Annotated in this window: 19 protein-coding genes; 13 read left to right on the top strand and 6 right to left on the bottom strand. The window is 74.5% G+C overall.

Annotated features, from left to right (window positions below; translation table 11 throughout):
* Positions 1 to 5 precede the first annotated feature (5 nt).
* Positions 6 to 968 (bottom strand): SDR family NAD(P)-dependent oxidoreductase, encoded by a 963-nt coding sequence (locus tag OO48_RS16120; protein WP_280842421.1) that lies wholly within the window; start codon positions 966 to 968, stop codon positions 6 to 8.
* Positions 969 to 1,136: 168 nt separating this feature from the next.
* Between OO48_RS16120 and OO48_RS16125 the strand changes: the two genes are divergently transcribed.
* A complete protein-coding gene (locus OO48_RS16125; protein ID WP_033216684.1) occupies positions 1,137 to 3,341 on the top strand; it encodes a catalase in 2,205 nt (734 codons plus the stop codon).
* A gap of 141 nt (positions 3,342 to 3,482) precedes the next feature.
* The gene (locus OO48_RS16130) at positions 3,483 to 3,653 is read left to right on the top strand and encodes a hypothetical protein (protein WP_033216686.1); all 171 of its coding nucleotides are present in this window, start codon (positions 3,483 to 3,485) and stop codon (positions 3,651 to 3,653) included.
* 158 nt (positions 3,654 to 3,811) lie between these two features.
* Here OO48_RS16130 and OO48_RS16135 read toward each other — a convergent pair whose 3' ends face one another.
* The 3 genes from OO48_RS16135 to OO48_RS16145 form a co-directional block, all read right to left on the bottom strand.
* Positions 3,812 to 5,041 (bottom strand): PP2C family protein-serine/threonine phosphatase, encoded by a 1,230-nt coding sequence (locus OO48_RS16135; RefSeq protein WP_033216688.1) that lies wholly within the window; start codon positions 5,039 to 5,041, stop codon positions 3,812 to 3,814.
* Positions 5,042 to 5,094: 53 nt separating this feature from the next.
* Positions 5,095 to 5,544, bottom strand: coding sequence for a hypothetical protein (locus OO48_RS16140; RefSeq protein ID WP_033216690.1), 450 nt, complete (start codon positions 5,542 to 5,544; stop codon positions 5,095 to 5,097).
* Positions 5,545 to 5,682: 138 nt separating this feature from the next.
* The gene (locus OO48_RS16145; RefSeq protein ID WP_051732194.1) at positions 5,683 to 5,952 is read right to left on the bottom strand and encodes a DUF6479 family protein; all 270 of its coding nucleotides are present in this window, start codon (positions 5,950 to 5,952) and stop codon (positions 5,683 to 5,685) included.
* Between the two features lie 224 nt (positions 5,953 to 6,176).
* Between OO48_RS16145 and OO48_RS38350 the strand changes: the two genes are divergently transcribed.
* Genes OO48_RS38350 through OO48_RS16195 form a run of 10 tightly spaced genes read left to right on the top strand, consistent with a single transcriptional unit; the run spans position 6,177 to position 12,160 of the window.
* Positions 6,177 to 7,016: a histone protein gene (locus OO48_RS38350; protein ID WP_157845465.1), complete on the top strand. Its 840-nt coding sequence runs from the start codon at positions 6,177 to 6,179 to the stop codon at positions 7,014 to 7,016.
* A 6-nt stretch (positions 7,017 to 7,022) separates the two neighbouring features.
* Positions 7,023 to 8,240 (top strand): SRPBCC family protein, encoded by a 1,218-nt coding sequence (locus OO48_RS16155; protein WP_033216692.1) that lies wholly within the window; start codon positions 7,023 to 7,025, stop codon positions 8,238 to 8,240.
* A 5-nt stretch (positions 8,241 to 8,245) separates the two neighbouring features.
* The gene (gene gvpJ, locus OO48_RS16160) at positions 8,246 to 8,671 is read left to right on the top strand and encodes a gas vesicle protein GvpJ (RefSeq protein ID WP_425338547.1); all 426 of its coding nucleotides are present in this window, start codon (positions 8,246 to 8,248) and stop codon (positions 8,669 to 8,671) included.
* Complete coding sequence (locus OO48_RS16165) at positions 8,668 to 9,456, top strand: GvpL/GvpF family gas vesicle protein (protein ID WP_033216694.1); 789 nt, start codon at positions 8,668 to 8,670, stop codon at positions 9,454 to 9,456. The genes gvpJ and OO48_RS16165 overlap by 4 nt, the downstream gene beginning before the upstream one ends.
* Complete coding sequence (locus tag OO48_RS16170; protein WP_033216696.1) at positions 9,447 to 9,689, top strand: gas vesicle protein GvpG; 243 nt, start codon at positions 9,447 to 9,449, stop codon at positions 9,687 to 9,689. Before OO48_RS16165 ends, OO48_RS16170 begins: the two co-directional genes overlap by 10 nt.
* Before the next feature lie 3 nt (positions 9,690 to 9,692).
* Positions 9,693 to 10,355 carry a gas vesicle protein GvpO gene (gene gvpO, locus OO48_RS36320; RefSeq protein ID WP_081952163.1) on the top strand — a complete coding sequence of 221 codons (663 nt, stop codon included), beginning with the start codon at positions 9,693 to 9,695 and terminating at the stop codon, positions 10,353 to 10,355.
* Positions 10,352 to 10,855: a gas vesicle protein gene (locus OO48_RS39880; RefSeq protein ID WP_081952164.1), complete on the top strand. Its 504-nt coding sequence runs from the start codon at positions 10,352 to 10,354 to the stop codon at positions 10,853 to 10,855. The genes gvpO and OO48_RS39880 overlap by 4 nt, the downstream gene beginning before the upstream one ends.
* Positions 10,852 to 11,655 (top strand): GvpL/GvpF family gas vesicle protein, encoded by an 804-nt coding sequence (locus OO48_RS16185; protein ID WP_033216698.1) that lies wholly within the window; start codon positions 10,852 to 10,854, stop codon positions 11,653 to 11,655. Before OO48_RS39880 ends, OO48_RS16185 begins: the two co-directional genes overlap by 4 nt.
* Positions 11,652 to 11,876: a gas vesicle protein gene (locus OO48_RS16190; RefSeq protein WP_051732195.1), complete on the top strand. Its 225-nt coding sequence runs from the start codon at positions 11,652 to 11,654 to the stop codon at positions 11,874 to 11,876. The genes OO48_RS16185 and OO48_RS16190 overlap by 4 nt, the downstream gene beginning before the upstream one ends.
* Positions 11,873 to 12,160: a gas vesicle protein K gene (locus tag OO48_RS16195; protein ID WP_033216700.1), complete on the top strand. Its 288-nt coding sequence runs from the start codon at positions 11,873 to 11,875 to the stop codon at positions 12,158 to 12,160. The genes OO48_RS16190 and OO48_RS16195 overlap by 4 nt, the downstream gene beginning before the upstream one ends.
* Positions 12,161 to 12,205: 45 nt before the next feature.
* Here the strand turns inward: OO48_RS16195 and ku are convergent, their stop codons facing one another.
* Together ku and OO48_RS16205 are read right to left on the bottom strand one after the other, a co-directional pair.
* Positions 12,206 to 13,303, bottom strand: coding sequence for a non-homologous end joining protein Ku (gene ku, locus OO48_RS16200; protein ID WP_033216702.1), 1,098 nt, complete (start codon positions 13,301 to 13,303; stop codon positions 12,206 to 12,208).
* Between the two features lie 184 nt (positions 13,304 to 13,487).
* Positions 13,488 to 14,126 carry a hypothetical protein gene (locus OO48_RS16205; RefSeq protein WP_033216704.1) on the bottom strand — a complete coding sequence of 213 codons (639 nt, stop codon included), beginning with the start codon at positions 14,124 to 14,126 and terminating at the stop codon, positions 13,488 to 13,490.
* A 149-nt stretch (positions 14,127 to 14,275) separates the two neighbouring features.
* Between OO48_RS16205 and ligD the strand changes: the two genes are divergently transcribed.
* A complete protein-coding gene (ligD, locus tag OO48_RS16210; protein WP_033216706.1) occupies positions 14,276 to 15,199 on the top strand; it encodes a non-homologous end-joining DNA ligase in 924 nt (307 codons plus the stop codon).
* Positions 15,200 to 15,282: the final 83 nt, after the last annotated feature.

Here is a 15,282-nt window from a genome sequence, read left to right on the forward strand (position 1 = left end):
ATCGGTCAACTCGTTCGCGGGCCGGGCTCGTTGGTGTGACGGCCGGCCCGATCGCCGAGCGCGGTGAGGACCGGCACCAGCCGGCCCGTGCGCCCGGCCGCGGCCTGGCCCGACAGGTCGTGCTCGGCGACCCGGCCCGGGCCGGGCAGCAGCCGGCCCGCCGCGCCCAGCAGCGCCCCGAACGTCGCCGGGGCCACTCCCTCCAGGCGCACCGCGAGCTTCGCGGCCGGGGTCAGCACCAGCTCCGGCCGGCCCCGCTCGGCGGCCCGCACGATCCGGCGCGCCGCCCGGCCCGCGTCCATCGACAGCAGCGGCATGCTCGCCGCCGCGCCGAACCAGGCGTACTCCAGCGGCGCCCGGCCGGAGAACCGGGCCGCCCGGTGCGAACCCGTCCGCATCAGCCCCGGCACCACCGTGGTCACCCGCACCCCGGTGCCCGCCAGCTCCACCCGCAGCCCGCGGGAGAACGCCGCCAGCGCGGCCTTCGCCGTCACGTACGGCAGCAGGTGCGGTGCCGGGACGGGCCCGCCGATCGAGGCGATGTTCACCACCGACCCGGTGCCGCGCTCGCGCATGCCCGGCAGCACCGCCAGCACCAGTTCCAGCGGGGCCGCCACCATGACGTCCCAGGAGAGGCGGAAGTCCTCCTCGGCCAGGGCCGACAGCGGCCCGACCTGGATCACCCCCGCGTTGTTCACCAGCACGTCCAGCGGACGCCCCAGCCGCTCGGCCGCCTCCGCGGCCACCGCCCGCCCCGCGCCCGGCACCGACAGGTCGCACTCCAGCGCCGCCCACCGGGTCGTCAGCCGCCCGAGCCGACGCCCCGCGGCGGCCAGTTCGGCGCCGTCGCGGGCACAGACCGCGACCCGGCAGCCGCGCCGGGCCAGCTCCTCCGCGACCAGCAGGCCCAGCCCGCGCGAACCGCCGGTCACCAGCGCCGCCCGGTCCGCGAAATCCGTCCGCTCCACGGCCGCCACCTCTCCTCGGCTGTCTGATCGCGTTGCGCCTGCCCGAGGTGCAGGGGAGGAAACGGGGCGATAAGAGATACCTGGGGACATTCGTCCGTTTCTGTTCGGGGCCGACCGGTTAGCCGAGCCGGTAACGCCCCATGACGCCCGCGTTCCGAAAGGACACCCATGACTGCCGACGACACCCGCCCCGACCTCCCCGGCGAGCCGACCGCCGGTGAGCCCACGGTCGAGGAACCCGTCGAGCCGCGCCCGCCCCTGCCCCCCAAGCCCGACCAGGCCGCGCCCACGCCCCTCTCGGCGACCGGCCGCGGCCCGCGGACGGACGGTCCGGTCCGGGCCCAGGACGGCGCCTACCTCACCACCGCGCAGGGCGCCCGGCTGCCCGACTCCGACCACTCGCTGAAGGCCGGACCGCGCGGCCCCGTCCTGCTCCAGGACCACCACCTGCGCGAGAAGATCACCCATTTCGACCACGAGCGGATCCCCGAGCGCGTGGTGCACGCCCGCGGCGCCGCCGCGCACGGCGTGTTCGAGAGCTACGGCACGGGCGCGGGCCTCACCAAGGCGGGCTTCCTGGCCGCCGGGGCCAAGACCCCCGTGTTCGTCCGGTTCTCCACCGTGCTCGGCTCGCGCGGCTCCGCCGACACCGTCCGCGACACCCGCGGCTTCGCCACCAAGTTCTACACCGACGAGGGCGTCTTCGACCTGGTCGGCAACAACATCCCGGTGTTCTTCATCCAGGACGCGATCAAGTTCCCGGACGTGGTGCACGCCGCCAAGCCGCACCCCGACCGGGAGATCCCGCAGGCGCAGTCCGCCCACGACACCTTCTGGGACTTCGTCTCGCTGCACACCGAGGCCACCCACCACACCCTGTGGAACATGTCCGACCGGGGCATCCCGCGCTCCTACCGGACGATGGAGGGCTTCGGCGTCCACACCTTCCGCCTGACCGCCCCCGACGGCTCCACCAGCCTGGTCAAGTGGCACTGGAAGCCCAAGCTCGGCGTCCACTCGCTGACCTGGGACGAGGCCCAGCTGATCGGCGGCGCCGACCCCGACTTCCACCGCCGAGACCTGTACGACGCCATCGAGGCCGGCGCGTACCCGCAGTGGGAGCTCGGCGTCCAGGTCATGCCCGACACCCCCGAGCAGACCTTCCAGGGCATCGACCTGCTCGACCCCACCAAGATCGTGCCCGAGGAACTGGTCCCCGTGCAGCCGCTCGGCCTGATGACCCTGCACGCCAACCCGACCAACTTCTTCGCCGAGGTCGAGCAGGTCGCCTTCCACCCCGGCCACCTGGTGCCCGGCATCGACATCACCGACGACCCGCTGCTCTCCGGCCGGCTCTTCTCCTACCTGGACACCCAGATCACCCGGCTCGGCGGCCCCAACTTCGCCCAGATCCCGATCAACCGCACCCACGCGCCAGTCAACGACATGCTGCGCGACGGCTTCCACCAGGACGCCGTGCACTCCGGCGTCGCCCCCTACAAGCCCAACTCGCTGGACGGCGGCTGCCCGTTCTTCGCCGGCGCCGACCAGCACGCCTTCATCGAGCACCCGCAGCCCGTCCCCGAGGCCAGGAAGGTCCGGGAGGCGCCCGCCTCGTTCGACGACCACTTCAGCCAGCCCCGGCTCTTCTGGGCCAGCATGACGGCCGTCGAGCAGGAGCACATCATCAACGCCTACAGCTTCGAGCTGGGCAAGTGCACCGAACCGGCCGTCCGCGAACGCAACCTGCGGGTCCTGGCCCGGATCGACCGGCGGCTGTGCGCCGAGGTCGCCCACGCCCTCGGCCTGCCCGTCCCGGAGACCGGGGCCGCCGACGGACCGGTCGAGCCCAGCCCCGCGCTCTCCCAGCTCGGCCACGAGTGGCCGATCGCCGGCCGCACCGTCGGCATCCTCGCCGGGCCCGACACCGACCCCGCCGTCCTCGACGCCCTCCGGGAGGCCGCACTCGCCGCCGACCTGGTGCCCCTGGTGGTCGCCCCCACCGGCGGTGACCCGGCCCGGGTGCAGCGCAGCTTCGCCACCGCCCGCTCGGTCGAGTTCGACGCCGTCCTGCTGGCCGACGTCCCCGGCCCCGCCGCCGACGCCGCCCCCGCCCGGGACGCCCGCGCCGCCGGCCCGCACACCACCCTCGACCCGCGGCTGGTCCTGCTGCTCGGCGAGGCCTGGCGGCACGCCAAGGCGATCGGCGGCTGGGGCGGGGCCCGCGACGTCCTCACCGCGGCCGGCCTCCCGGCGGACGGTCCCGGCATCGTCTTCGGCACCGACCCGGTGCAGGTCCTGCGCGACGTCGCCGACCTGCTCGCCGGGCACCGGGTCTGGGACCGCTTCCCGCCGCCCGCCGCCGGGAACTGACGGGCCCCGCCCCCGGAGCGGACCGGCCGGAGCGGATCGGACGGATTTTCGTACCGGCCTCGGCATGAGCGGACGATCACCGGGCAGACGGCTGTCGTACCGACGTAAATGCCAAATAAGGCCAACCAAGGAGGACAAATCGTGGTTCCGCTCCTGCTGGTCCTGCTCCTCGCCCTGCTGCTGTTCGGCGCGGGCTTCGCGGTGAAGATCCTGTGGTGGGTCGCGGTCGTCGTGCTCGTCGTGTGGCTGGTCGGCTTCATCGCCCGCAGCACCAACGCGACCGGCGGTCGCGGATGCTGGTACCGCTGGTAGCGCACCCGCGGCACCCATGACGACGACGCCGGCGGCGGAGGCACACGGCCTCCGCCGCCGGCGCGTTCGCGTCCGTGCCCGTGCCCGTGCCCGTGCCGTGATCCGCGATCAGGCCGGAGGCCGGGGCGGGGAGGGACGGGAAGGGGCGGGCCGGGCGCTCACCAGGGGGAGGTGCGCGGACGGGTGTCGTCCAGGAGCGGCGGGGAGAGCGGCTGCCACTCGATCATCATGATGGTCGCGTCGTCGGTGAGCCCCTCGTCCTGGTGCTCCAGGATCGCGTGCATCAACCGGCGCAGGGTCTCCGGCGCCGTCTCACCGGCACCGGCGGCCCGGATCACGAAGTCGGTGAACCGGGCCAGGCCGAAGAACTCGTGGTTGGAGCCCTTCGCGTCCACCACCCCGTCGGTGTAGATCAGCAGCCGGTCACCGGGCTTGAGCGAGAAGGTCCGCACCGTCCGCGGGGCGCCGGTGTAGTGGCTCAGCCCCAGCGGCAGTTCGCCCGGGCCGTCCAGCGCGCCGGGAACCACCTCGCCGGAGCGGATCAGCAGGGGGTGCGGGTGGCCGCAGTTGGCCCAGTGCAGGGTGCCGGTGGCGACGTCCAGGCGCAGGAACACGCCGGTGGCGAAGCGGTCGGGGAACCAGGCGTGCAGCGCCTCGTCGATCGTGTCCACCAGGTCCGGCAGGTCGGCGCCGTTGCGGCGGGCGTTGCGGCAGGCGCCCAGGGCCAGCGCGGCGGTCAGACCGGACGCCAGGTCGTGGCCCATCGCGTCCAGCACCGCGGCGTGCAGCACCCCGTCGGCCAGCGAGTGCTCGAACGCGTCCCCGCCCAGCCGGTAGGCCGGCTCCAGGACGGCGGTGGAGATCGCCCGGTCGGTGCAGACGGTGCGCGGCGGCAGGAAGGCCCGGAGCAGCTCGGACGGCAGGCTCATGGTGTCCGCCCGGGTGCCGTGCGCGTAACTGTCGCTGGTGTCGCGCTTGGAGGTGATCACCATGGCGAGCACCGAGGCCAGCAGCCGGCAGCGCCGCACCGCCTCCCGGTCCAGGGACGCCGTGCGCAACCCCAGCACGCCCAGCCGCTCGGCGCCGTCGGTCAGCGGGAACCAGGCCACCAGCCCCGCCCCGGTGTCCTCGGCCACCCGCATCGAACCCGTCCGGAACGCCCAGCCCGCCAGCGTGCCGTCGATCGGCAGGTCCGGCCCGTCGGCGAGCGCCACCAGGCGGTGCTGCTGGATGTCGGCCAGGTAGACGGCCGCCGCCCCCAGGCCCAGCGCCCGGGTGTACTGCTCGGCGAAGCGCGGCGCCTCCCCCGGATCGAGGGTGCGGCCCGCGGTCAGGAACTGCTCCAGCAGCTGTTCGCCGAGGTTCAGGGGAGGGGTCTCGTCAGGCATCTCTCACGCCGATCTCTCGGACCGGCCCCTCGGACCGATCACGAAGGGCGGCCCTACGCGGCTTCGGCCCGCTGCTCCGGGGCCCCGGCCGCGGCGGGCGGCCGAGCGTCCCCCACCGCGCGGCGCTCGACCGGACGGGGCGCGGGCCCCGCGTGGCGGCCCAGCCGCAGGTCGCGTTCGAGCTCCTCGATGCGGGCCGCCACCTCCGCCGGGTCCGGCCGGAGGGCGACGGGACGTCCGCGGTCCAGCGCCACCTTCCCCACCAGGCCGTGCAGTGCCAGGACGGGCAGCGCCACCGGCCACAGCGCGCCCGCGCACAGCGCGAACGCCTCGGCCTGCTGCCGCTCCTGCCGCTCGAACGTGCCGACCCGCCGCGCGTCGGCCACCGCCGGTCCGCCGCCCGCCCGCAGGAAGCGCTCCCGCTCCCGCCGGAAGACCGCCCGGGCCGTCAGCAGCCCGCCGAGCACGTAGCCCGCCATCACCCCCAGACACAGCAGCACCACCGCTGACCGCCTCCTCGATCGCCGAAAGCCTCCGGATACGCCGCACGTATGCCCGACATTCCGGCGCCCAACGGGCCGATCGCCGCAAAAGCCGCCCGGGCGGGGCCACCGCCAGGGCGGCCCCGCCCGGGCGGCCGGTCAGCGGCCGACCGGACCGCTCGGGTCGCCCGGATCGCGCGGGGAAGCGGTCGGCGTGGGGTCGCCCGGCCCGTCGCCCTCCGGAGTGCTCCAGGAGCCGGCCCGCGGGGCCGCGGGCTGGGCCCCCGTCGGGGGACGCCGACGGGCCCGCCGACGGCTGCCCCACACGAACGCCCCGATCAGTGCGGCGACGATGATCAGCGCCGGAATGACCACCACCAGGAGGGACGGGCCGCTCGACTCCGCCGCCAGCATCACGTCGACCGTCATGACCTGCTCCTTCGTTCTCGCTCCGGCAGGCCCGTCCGATCGGGCCCGCGCTGCACCCCGCATACCCGGGTGATCCGGAATGAATGCCCGAAAGCTCCGGATACGGGCGTGTCGTCCTCGGCGTGCCGGGTAGGCGGTACGACTGTCGAAGAGGGGCGGCCTACAGGACCGGTCCGACTCCTTCTACGGGGAATCCCATGAAGAATTCGAAGTTGGCAACCGCCGTGGTCGCGGGCTACTTCCTCGGGCGCTGGCACAAGGCCCGCTGGGCGCTGGCACTGACCGGGATGGCGGCGGGAAAGAAACTCAGCACCAACCCGGGCGCGCTGTTCGGGCAGCTCATGGAGTCCTCACCGCAATTGCGCGGTCTGGTGGACGAGATGCGCGGTGACCTGACCGAGGCGGGCAAGAAAGCCCTGGTCACGGCTGCGGGCAACCGGATGGGCGCGCTCACCGACCGCCTGCAGCAGCAGACCGAAGCCATCCGCGACCGCACCGCAGGACGCGGCCGGGACGACGAGGAACCGGAGGACGAGGCGGAGCCGGAGGAAGGCGAGGAGCCGGAGGAGTCCGAGGAGCCAGAGCCGGACGAGGCGGAGGACGAGGAAGAGGAGCCGGACGAGGCGGAGGACGAGGAAGAGGAGCCGGACGAGGCGGAGGACGAGGAAGAGGAGCCGGACGAGGCGGAGGACGAGGAAGAGCCGGAGGAACCGGAAGAACCCGAGGAGTCCGAGGAGGAGCCGGAGGAGAAACCGCCGCCGCGCCGCCGTAGTTCGCGCAGCAGCGGCACCTCCCGGGCGAGCGGCGGGACCGGCGGGGCGACGAAACGCCCGTCGCGGGCCAAGAGCGGCACGGCGTCCGCCCCCTCCCGTTCCACCAGCAGCGGCAGTGGTAGCGGCGGTGGCGCGGCGAAGAAGACCGCGAAGAAGGCGGCGTCACCGCGCAAGTCCACGGCCGCGAAGCGGACCGCTTCGTCGGCGTCCGGTCGGAAGTCGACCGGGACCGAGTCCGCCCGCAAGAGCGCCGGGACACGGGCCTCGGCCAAGAAGACGAAGGCGGGGTGAACGGCGATGGCCAAGCAGTCCCAGTCCGATGACGGCAAGGGCGGCTCGGGCGGCGTGCTGGACGCGCTCCCCACCGACCGGTTGATGGAACAGGCCCGGGAGTTGGCGTCCGCGCTGGGGGAGCGGGCGATGACGGCGGCGGCCGACAAGGTCGGCGGGGTCACCGAGAAACTCGTCGACTACGTGGCGAACGGCGGCAGCGGGGGCGGGGGCGGGGACGACGGCGATGACGGTGACGGCGGCGGGGGTGGCGGAGGCGGCGGTCTCAAAGGGTCGATCGCGAAGAAGCTGCTGGGGGCGGGAGCGTCCAGCGTGAAGGAGGCCGTGACCGGGAAACTCGGTGGCGGCGGGGGCGGTGGCGGTGGTGGAGGGAACAAGGAGACCAAGGTCACCAACATCGTCGAGCAGATCGACGTCGGAGTCCCGGTCCGGGTCGCCTACGACCAGTGGACGCAGTTCCAGGACTTCCCGAAGTACACCAAGCGCGTCGAGCAGGTCGACCAGTCCGCCGACGAGAAGCTCAGCTGGAAGGCCGGGATCTTCCTCTCGCACCGCACCTGGGAGTCGACGATCGTCGAGCAGGTCCCGGACGAGCGGATCGTCTGGCGCTCGAAGGGCGAGAAGGGCTCGGCGGACGGCGCGGTGACGTTCCACGAACTCACCCCCAACCTGACCAGGATCCTGCTCGTCATCGAGTACCACCCCCAGGGCCTGTTCGAGCGGACCGGCAACCTGTGGCGGGCCCAGGGCCGGCGCGTCCGGCTGGAGTTGAAGCACTTCCGCCGCCACGTGATGACGCGGACCATCCTCGACCCCGAGAGCGTCGAGGGCTGGCGCGGCGAGATCCGCGACAGCGAGGTCGTGCGCTCGCACGAGGACGCCGTGAAGGAGGAGGAAGAGCAGCAGGACCAGGACGACCAGGACCAGGACGAGCCGGACCAGGACGAGCCGGACGAGGGCGAGGACGAGTACGGGGAGGGGCCCGACGACCAGGACTACGAGGACGAGGACGGCGAGGACGAGGATCCGGACGGCGAGTACCAGGACGAGGACGAGGACGCGGACGAGGAGGAGGACGAAGGCGAGGACGAGGAAGCGGACGAAGACGCGGACCAGGACGAGGACGGCGATTACGAGGACGAGGCCGAGGAGGAAGAGGAGGAGGACGAGCCCGAACCGCCCGCCCGCCGAAGCTCCCGCCGGACCTCCTCCCGGAAGAGGTGAGAGCGGTGTCAGTGGCCCCGCGTTCCAGCAACTACATGTCCCGCCCCTCCTCCTCGGGCCTGGTGGACGTCATCGACCTGATCCTCGACAAGGGCCTGGTCATCGACATCTACCTGCGCGTCTCCCTGGTCGGGATCGAACTGCTGACCATCGACGCGCGGATCGTCGTGGCGAGCGTCGACACGTACCTGCGCTTCGCCGAAGCGGTCAACCGGCTCGACATCACCCAGGACCGGAGCGAAGGGCTTCCGCAACTGGTCAACGACATGCAGGAGGGCGGGGCCCGGCACAAGACCCGCGGCGCGCTCGAAGGCGTGAAGGAGAAGGTGACCGGCCTGGTCGGCGGGGACGACGAGGACGACGGCGAGGAGGAGCAGGAGGAGCGGCCCCGTCGGCGGTCGCGGCCGACCCGGAAGGGGAGTGAGCGATGAGTGACGCCCTCCCGCCCGACCGGGCCTGCTACGTCTACGGCATCGTCCCGGTCGGCACCCCCGCGCCGGAGGGGGCGGCCGGGGTCGGTGATCCGCCCGCGCCGGTGGCCCTGGTGTCGTACCACGAGGTGGCCGCCCTGGTCAGCGAGATCGACACCAGCCGTCCGCTCGGCACGCCCCAGGACCTGATCGGTCACGCCCGGGTGCTGGACGCGGTGGCGGCCGGACGCACGCCCGTCCTGCCGTTCCGGTTCGGCGCGGTGGTCCGGGACGAGGCGGCCGTCACCGACGAACTGCTCGCCCCGCAGGAACAGCGCTTCCTGGCCGCACTGGAAGGACTGGACGGACTCGCCCAGTTCACCGTCCGGGGCACCTACCGGGAGGACCGGGTGCTGCGCGAGATCCTCGACCAGCGGCCGGACATCGCCCAGCTCCGGGAGGAGGTCGGCACGCTGTCCGAGGACGCCTCCCGGTACCAGCGGATCCGGCTCGGCGAACTGGTCGCCGAGGAACTCCGGACCCGCGCCCGGGCCGCCGCCGACGAACTGGTGACCCGGCTCGGACCGCTCGCGACGGCCACCGCCCGCGCCGACTCCTCGGCCGACCAGCCGGTCAACGCCTCCTTCCTGGTCGCCGAGGACAGGTGGGAGGAGTTCGAGGACGCCGCGGACGGGCTCGGCGGCGACTGGGAAGGCCGGATCGACCTCCGGCTGCTCGGCCCGCTGGCCCCGTACGACTTCGCCTCGGAACTCGTCGACGCACAAGGACGCCGGTCATGGGACTGATCACCGGCCTGCTGACCCTGCCGCTCGCCCCCGTCCGGGGCGTGGTGTGGGTGGCCGAACGCCTGCACGAGCAGGCCTGGCAGGAACTGAACGACCCCGCTGCCGTGCGCCGACAGCTGATGGACGTCCAGTCCGCCCGGGAGGCGGGCACGATCAGCGAGGAGGACGCGGCGGCCAGGGAAGCGGAACTCGTCCGGCGGCTGCTGCCGCCCACCGAGGGCTGGGAGGTGTGAACCGTGCCCGAGTCACGCACCCGCCGCCCGGCGCACGACTCGCCCACCGGCGCGCCGCGACGGCGCACCGCCCGCGACCCCGAGACGGAGCCGCGACCCCGCCGCCGCCGGACCGCCGACGAGCGGGCCGACACCGACGAGCGGGCCGACACCGGCGAACGGGAACGCGAACGTGCGCAGCCGCCCCGGCGGCGGCGCCGGACGCCGGACGAGAACGAGTCGGCCCCCGCACCCGCCCGCCGTCGCCGGACCGCCCGGCGCGCCGAGCCGGAGCAGGCCGAGTCCGAGCCCGAGGAGGTCGAGGAGGAGCCGGAGGAGGAACCTGAAGAGGAGCCCGAGGAGGAGCCTGAGGAGGAATCTGAAGAGGAGCCCGAGGACGACGAGGGCCCGGAGCGCGCCCGGATCGACGCCCCCGAGGCCGCCCGCCGGGCAGCCGCCCAGGTGCGGGCGATGACCGGGCGCAGCCCGGAGGGCGTCACCGGGCTGGAGCGGACCGAGGAGGGCTGGCGGATCGGCATCGAGGTGGTGGAGAGCCGGCGGATCCCCGACTCGACGGACATCCTGGCGCTCTACCGGGTCGACCTCGACCAGGACGGCGGTCTGCTCGCCTACCGCCGGGAGAGCCGCTACCACCGGGGCAGGTTCCCCGAGGAGGAGCAGCCGTGAGCACCCCCACTCCGTGGCGCGGCACCGGCGCGGCGCCCGCGTACCCCGGGACCGCCGCCGCGCCGCAGCCCGCCAACCTGGCCGACCTGCTCGAACGCGTGCTGGACAAGGGCATCGTGATCGCCGGGGACATCCGCATCAACCTGCTGGACATCGAGCTGCTCACGATCAGGATCCGGCTGCTGATCGCCTCGGTCGACCGGGCCCGCGAGATGGGCATCGACTGGTGGGAGCACGACCCCACCCTCTCCTCCGGCGACCACCGCCGTGACCTCGCCGCCGAGAACCGCCGCCTGCGCGAACGCCTCGGCGAACTGGAGGCCGCCCGCTCGAAGGACAACCCTGACGGCGGGACCGGGACCGGGACCGGGACCGGGACCGGAGCCGAGACCGAGATCGAACCCGGGGCCGGAGCCGAGGAACCCGGGCCGGACGACGCCCCGTCGCGGTCGCGCCCGGCCCGGAAGGGCACCGGCGCCCGGCGGCGGGAGGCGCGATGACCTACACCTGGCTGTACGCGGTCGCCCCGGCGGGCCCCGACGCGTCCCCGTGGCAGGTCCTTCCCGAAGGCGTCGCCGACGAGCACCCGGGGACGGTCGAGGCCGCCGACCTGCTCGCGGTCGTCGGGCCGGTGCCGGACGCCGACTTCGACACCGACGCCCTGCAGCGCCACCTCGGCGACCCGCAGTGGCTCGAACGCGCGGTGCGCGCCCACCACCGGGTCGTCTCCGCGACCGTCGGCCGGGCCCTCCCGGTCCGCTTCGGCACGGTGTACCGCGACGAGGACCGGGTCCGCGCCCTGCTGACGGCGCACGCCGACGAGATCCGGACCGCCCTCGCCGGCATCGCCGACCGCACCGAGTGGGGCGTCAAGGCGTACCTGGACCGGGCGCGCTCGGACGGCGAGACCGATGGGGCCGGTGAGGCCGGTGACGGCCCCGGCCGCCCGTCGGACGACCGGCCGGGCACCGCCTACCTGCTGCGCCGCCGGACCGCCCGCGACCGGGCCGAACGCGCCCTGGCGGACGCCGCCGGACAGGCCCGCCAGGTCCACCTGGCGCTCTCCGACCTCGCCGACCGCAGCACCGAGCACCCGCCGCAGCCCGCGGAGGCGACCGGCGTCCGCGACCCGATGCTGCTCAACGGCGCCTACCTGGTGCACCGCGCGCGGGAGGCCGAGTTCGCCCGCGCGGTCGCCGGCCTCCGGGAGCGGCACGGCCCCGCGCTGCGGGTGGAACTCACCGGCCCCTGGCCCCCGTACTCCTTCGCCGGCCTGCCGACCGGGGGCGACGCGGGATGACCACCGGCGACCTCGCCCCCGAACTGCGGCAGCACGACGTCGCGCTGGTCGACCTGCTCGACCGGGTGCTGGCGGGCGGCGTGGTGATCGCGGGCGAGATCACGCTCTCGATCGCCGACGTCGACCTGGTCCGGATCAGCCTGCGGGCCCTGATCGCCTCGGTCAGCACCCTGGCCGCCGACGGGGTGGGCCGGGTGACCGGCGAGGGGGCCGCGCCGTGAGCGGGGGAGCGGCCCGCCGGGTCGAACTCGACCCCGAGGAGGTCGGGCGGGACCTCGCGTCCCTGGTCCTGACGGTGGTCGAACTGCTCCGGCAGCTGATGGAGCGCCAGGCGCTGCGCCGGATCGACCACGGCGACCTGGACGAGGAGCAGGTCGAGCGGCTCGGCCTGACCCTGATGGCGCTGGAGGAGCGGATGGCGGAGCTCCGCGAGCACTTCGGCCTCACCCCCGAGGACCTCAACATCGACCTCGGTCCGCTCGGTCCGCTGCTCTCCACCGAATGACGCCGGACGGCACCGGGTGCGGGTGCCGGTGCCGTCCGGCGGGGTTCAGGACGCGCGCTTGAGGTTCCGGCGCGGGCGGGCGGCGGCCTTGAGCGCGTACTGGAGCTGGTCGCGGGTCATGGTGGACCGGTGCGGGATGCCGAGTGCGGCGGCCCGCCGGTAGAGCTCGGTCTTGCTGAGCGAGGCGAGGTCCTCCACGGCCTCCGCGCGCTCCGGCGGTTCCGCGGCCTTCGCCGACCTGGCCGGCTTGACCGGCTTCACGGCCTTGACCGCCTTCGGCGCGGGCCCTGCGGCCGGTTTCGACGCCGCCTTCGCCCGTCCGCCGCCGCTCCGGGCCCGGCCGGCCCCGCCGCCCTTCGCCCGGGCCTGGTCCAGGCTGCGGCGCAGGACGTCCACCAGGTCGGTGAGGTCGGTCGCCTCGGGCTCCTCCCCGGCGGACAGGGCGATCTCCCGGCCCTCGGCCTTCGCCTCGACGAGCGCCCTGACCCGCTCCTCGTAGGTGTCGTGGTACTCGTCCGGGTCCCAGTCGACGGTGAGCATGTCGATCAGCTGCTCGGCGGTGGAGAGTTCGGTCCGGTTGAAGTCCTTGCGCCGGGCGGGCAGGCCGGGGACCTCCTGCTGCGGGTCGCGCAGTTCGTCGGACCAGTGCATGGTGCGCAGTTCGAGCAGCCCGTCGGTGGAGTCGACCGCGGTCAGGTACTCCCGGCCGCGCATCGAGAACACGGCGATCCCGGCCCGGTGGGAGTGCGCGAGTGCCTCGACCAGGAGCTGGTACACCTTGGCGGTCGCCGGATCGGCGGGGCCCAGGTAGTAGGTCTTGTCGAAGAAGACCGGGTCGATCTCCGCCAGGTCGGCGAAACCGCCGATCTCGATCGTCCGCGACCGCCCGGGGGCCAGCTCCTCCAGCTCGGCGGGCTCCACGACGACGTACTCGCCCTCGGTGAGCTCGTACCCCTTGACGACGTCCTCGTACGGGACCTCCTCGCCGGTGCGCTCGTTCACCCGTCGCAGCCGCACCCGGTCGGTGGTGCCGCGCTGCAACTGGTGGAAGCGCACCGCGTGCGACTCGGTCGCCGGGTACAGCGCCACGGGCAGGCTCACCAGCCCGAACGACAGCGTTCCCTTCCACACCGGCTTGGCCATCGTGCCCACCTTCCTCCACCGGACGCGCACCGTCGTGCCACGGCCCGCGACCGTCCGTTGCCTGCCGCGCGGGTGCCCGGTCCGGTCCGCGCCCACACCAGGTTCCGGCCGTCCGCTCCGGGCCGCACCCGCACCCGCACCCGCACCCGCACCCGGCTCCGGCGCGGCGGGGAGGGAGGGGTCCTCAGGCGGTGCCGGGGCCCTTCGTCCTGCGCTCCGCCCGGCCGGCCCGGACCAGGGCGGCGCCCAGGACGGCGTACTCCTGCGGCGGCACCAGGCGGGCCAGCCCCTCGGGCGTGCCGGGCAGCCCGAGGTCCCGCGCCGTCCGGCACACCCGGGCGTCGAAGGACGGGCGCAGCCACGGCCACACCGCCTGGGCCTCCCGGCAGAAGACGTCCGCGCCGACCGGGCCGATCCTGGGCACCTCCCGCAGCAGGCCGCGCAGCGCCCCCGGGTCGCCGCCCGCCTCCGCCGCCATCCGGCGCAGGTCGCCGCGCCAGCGCTCCAGGACGAGTCGCGCCCCGTCACCGAGCGCGGTGGCGGTGCTCTCGTCGTAGCGGACGTAGTGGGCCCGGCCCAGTGCGTCCACCCGGTCCTGCCAGGTGGAGTCCGCCATCGCCCGCGGGGTGCGCAGCCCGGCCCGGGAGAGCTCCCGGGCGGCCGCGGTGGCCGTGTCGGCGCTGATCCGGATCGAGCTCAGCACCGTCAGCACCAGCAGCCGGTACAGCGGCGAGGGCCGGTCGCGCAGCGTGATCCCGGCCTCCCGCGCGTACGTCCGGCCGTGCTCGTCCAGCAGTCCGGAGACCGTCGTCCCGCCCGTCATCGCCACACCTCGCCCTCTCCCGCCGCGCATGCCCCGGATCCGTCCGGCCACGCCCGCCCGCAGGTGTCGGACCGGCCCGGCCGGGTACACGGGTGGGCCACCGGAGAGGACGGGCGGCCCACCGGGGCGGTCCGGGAACGGGGCACGCCATGACCACCGTCGAGATCCGGGCCAGCGGCCGGATCGTCCAGCTGAAACGGGCCGACAAGGTGCTGTTCCCGGCGGACGGCAGCGCCGGGGCGCTCACCAAGGCCGACCTCGCCGCGCACTACCGCCGCGTCGCCCGGCGCATCCTGCCGCAGCTGCGCGGCCGCCCGCTGATGCTGGAGCGCTACCCCGACGGCATCGACGGCGCCCGGCTGGTCCAGAAGGACACCCCCGGCCACTTCCCCGACTGGATCCGCCGCAGCGAACTGCCCAAGGCCGGCGGCACCGTGGACTATCCGGTCTGCGACGACCTGGCCACCCTGGTCTACCTGGCCGGCCAGGGCTGCGTCACCCCGCACCGCTGGCTGTCCAAGGCCGACCGGCCCGACCACCCCGACCTGCTGGTCATCGACCTCGACCCGGCGGACGAGGACTTCGAGCCGGTGCGGGAGAGCGCCCGGCTGCTGCACGACCTGCTCGACGGACTCGGCCTGCCCGCCGACCTGATGACCACCGGCTCGCGCGGCCTGCACGTCCTGGTCCGGCTCGACCGCCGGGCCCCCTTCGACGAGGTCCGGGCCTTCGCCCACGACGTGGCCGCGCTGCTCGCCCACCGCCACCCCGCCCTGCTCACCACCGAGGCCCGCAAGGCCGCCCGCCGGGGACGGCTCTACCTCGACGTCCAGCGCAACGGCTACGGCCAGACCGCGGTCACCCCCTACGCGGTCCGCCCGCTGCCCGGCGCACCGGTCGCCACCCCGCTGGCCTGGGACGAACTGGACGACCCCGCACTGACCGCGCGCCGCTGGACCCTCGCCACCACGGAGGAGCGCCTGGCCGCCCCGGACCCGTGGCGCGACACCCCCCGCCGCGGCCGCTCGCTGGGCCCCGCGCGCCGCCGACTGGAAGCGCTCCGGACGAGCTGAGCGGCTGCTGAGCGGCTGCTGAGCGGCTGTTGAGCCGCCCCGGGCCGGAACAGCGTCGAGCCCGCCCGGGCGGGGGTTCGGGT

Source organism: Kitasatospora phosalacinea (assembly GCF_000716545.1).
Taxonomy (GTDB): Bacteria; Actinomycetota; Actinomycetes; order Streptomycetales; family Streptomycetaceae; genus Kitasatospora; species Kitasatospora phosalacinea.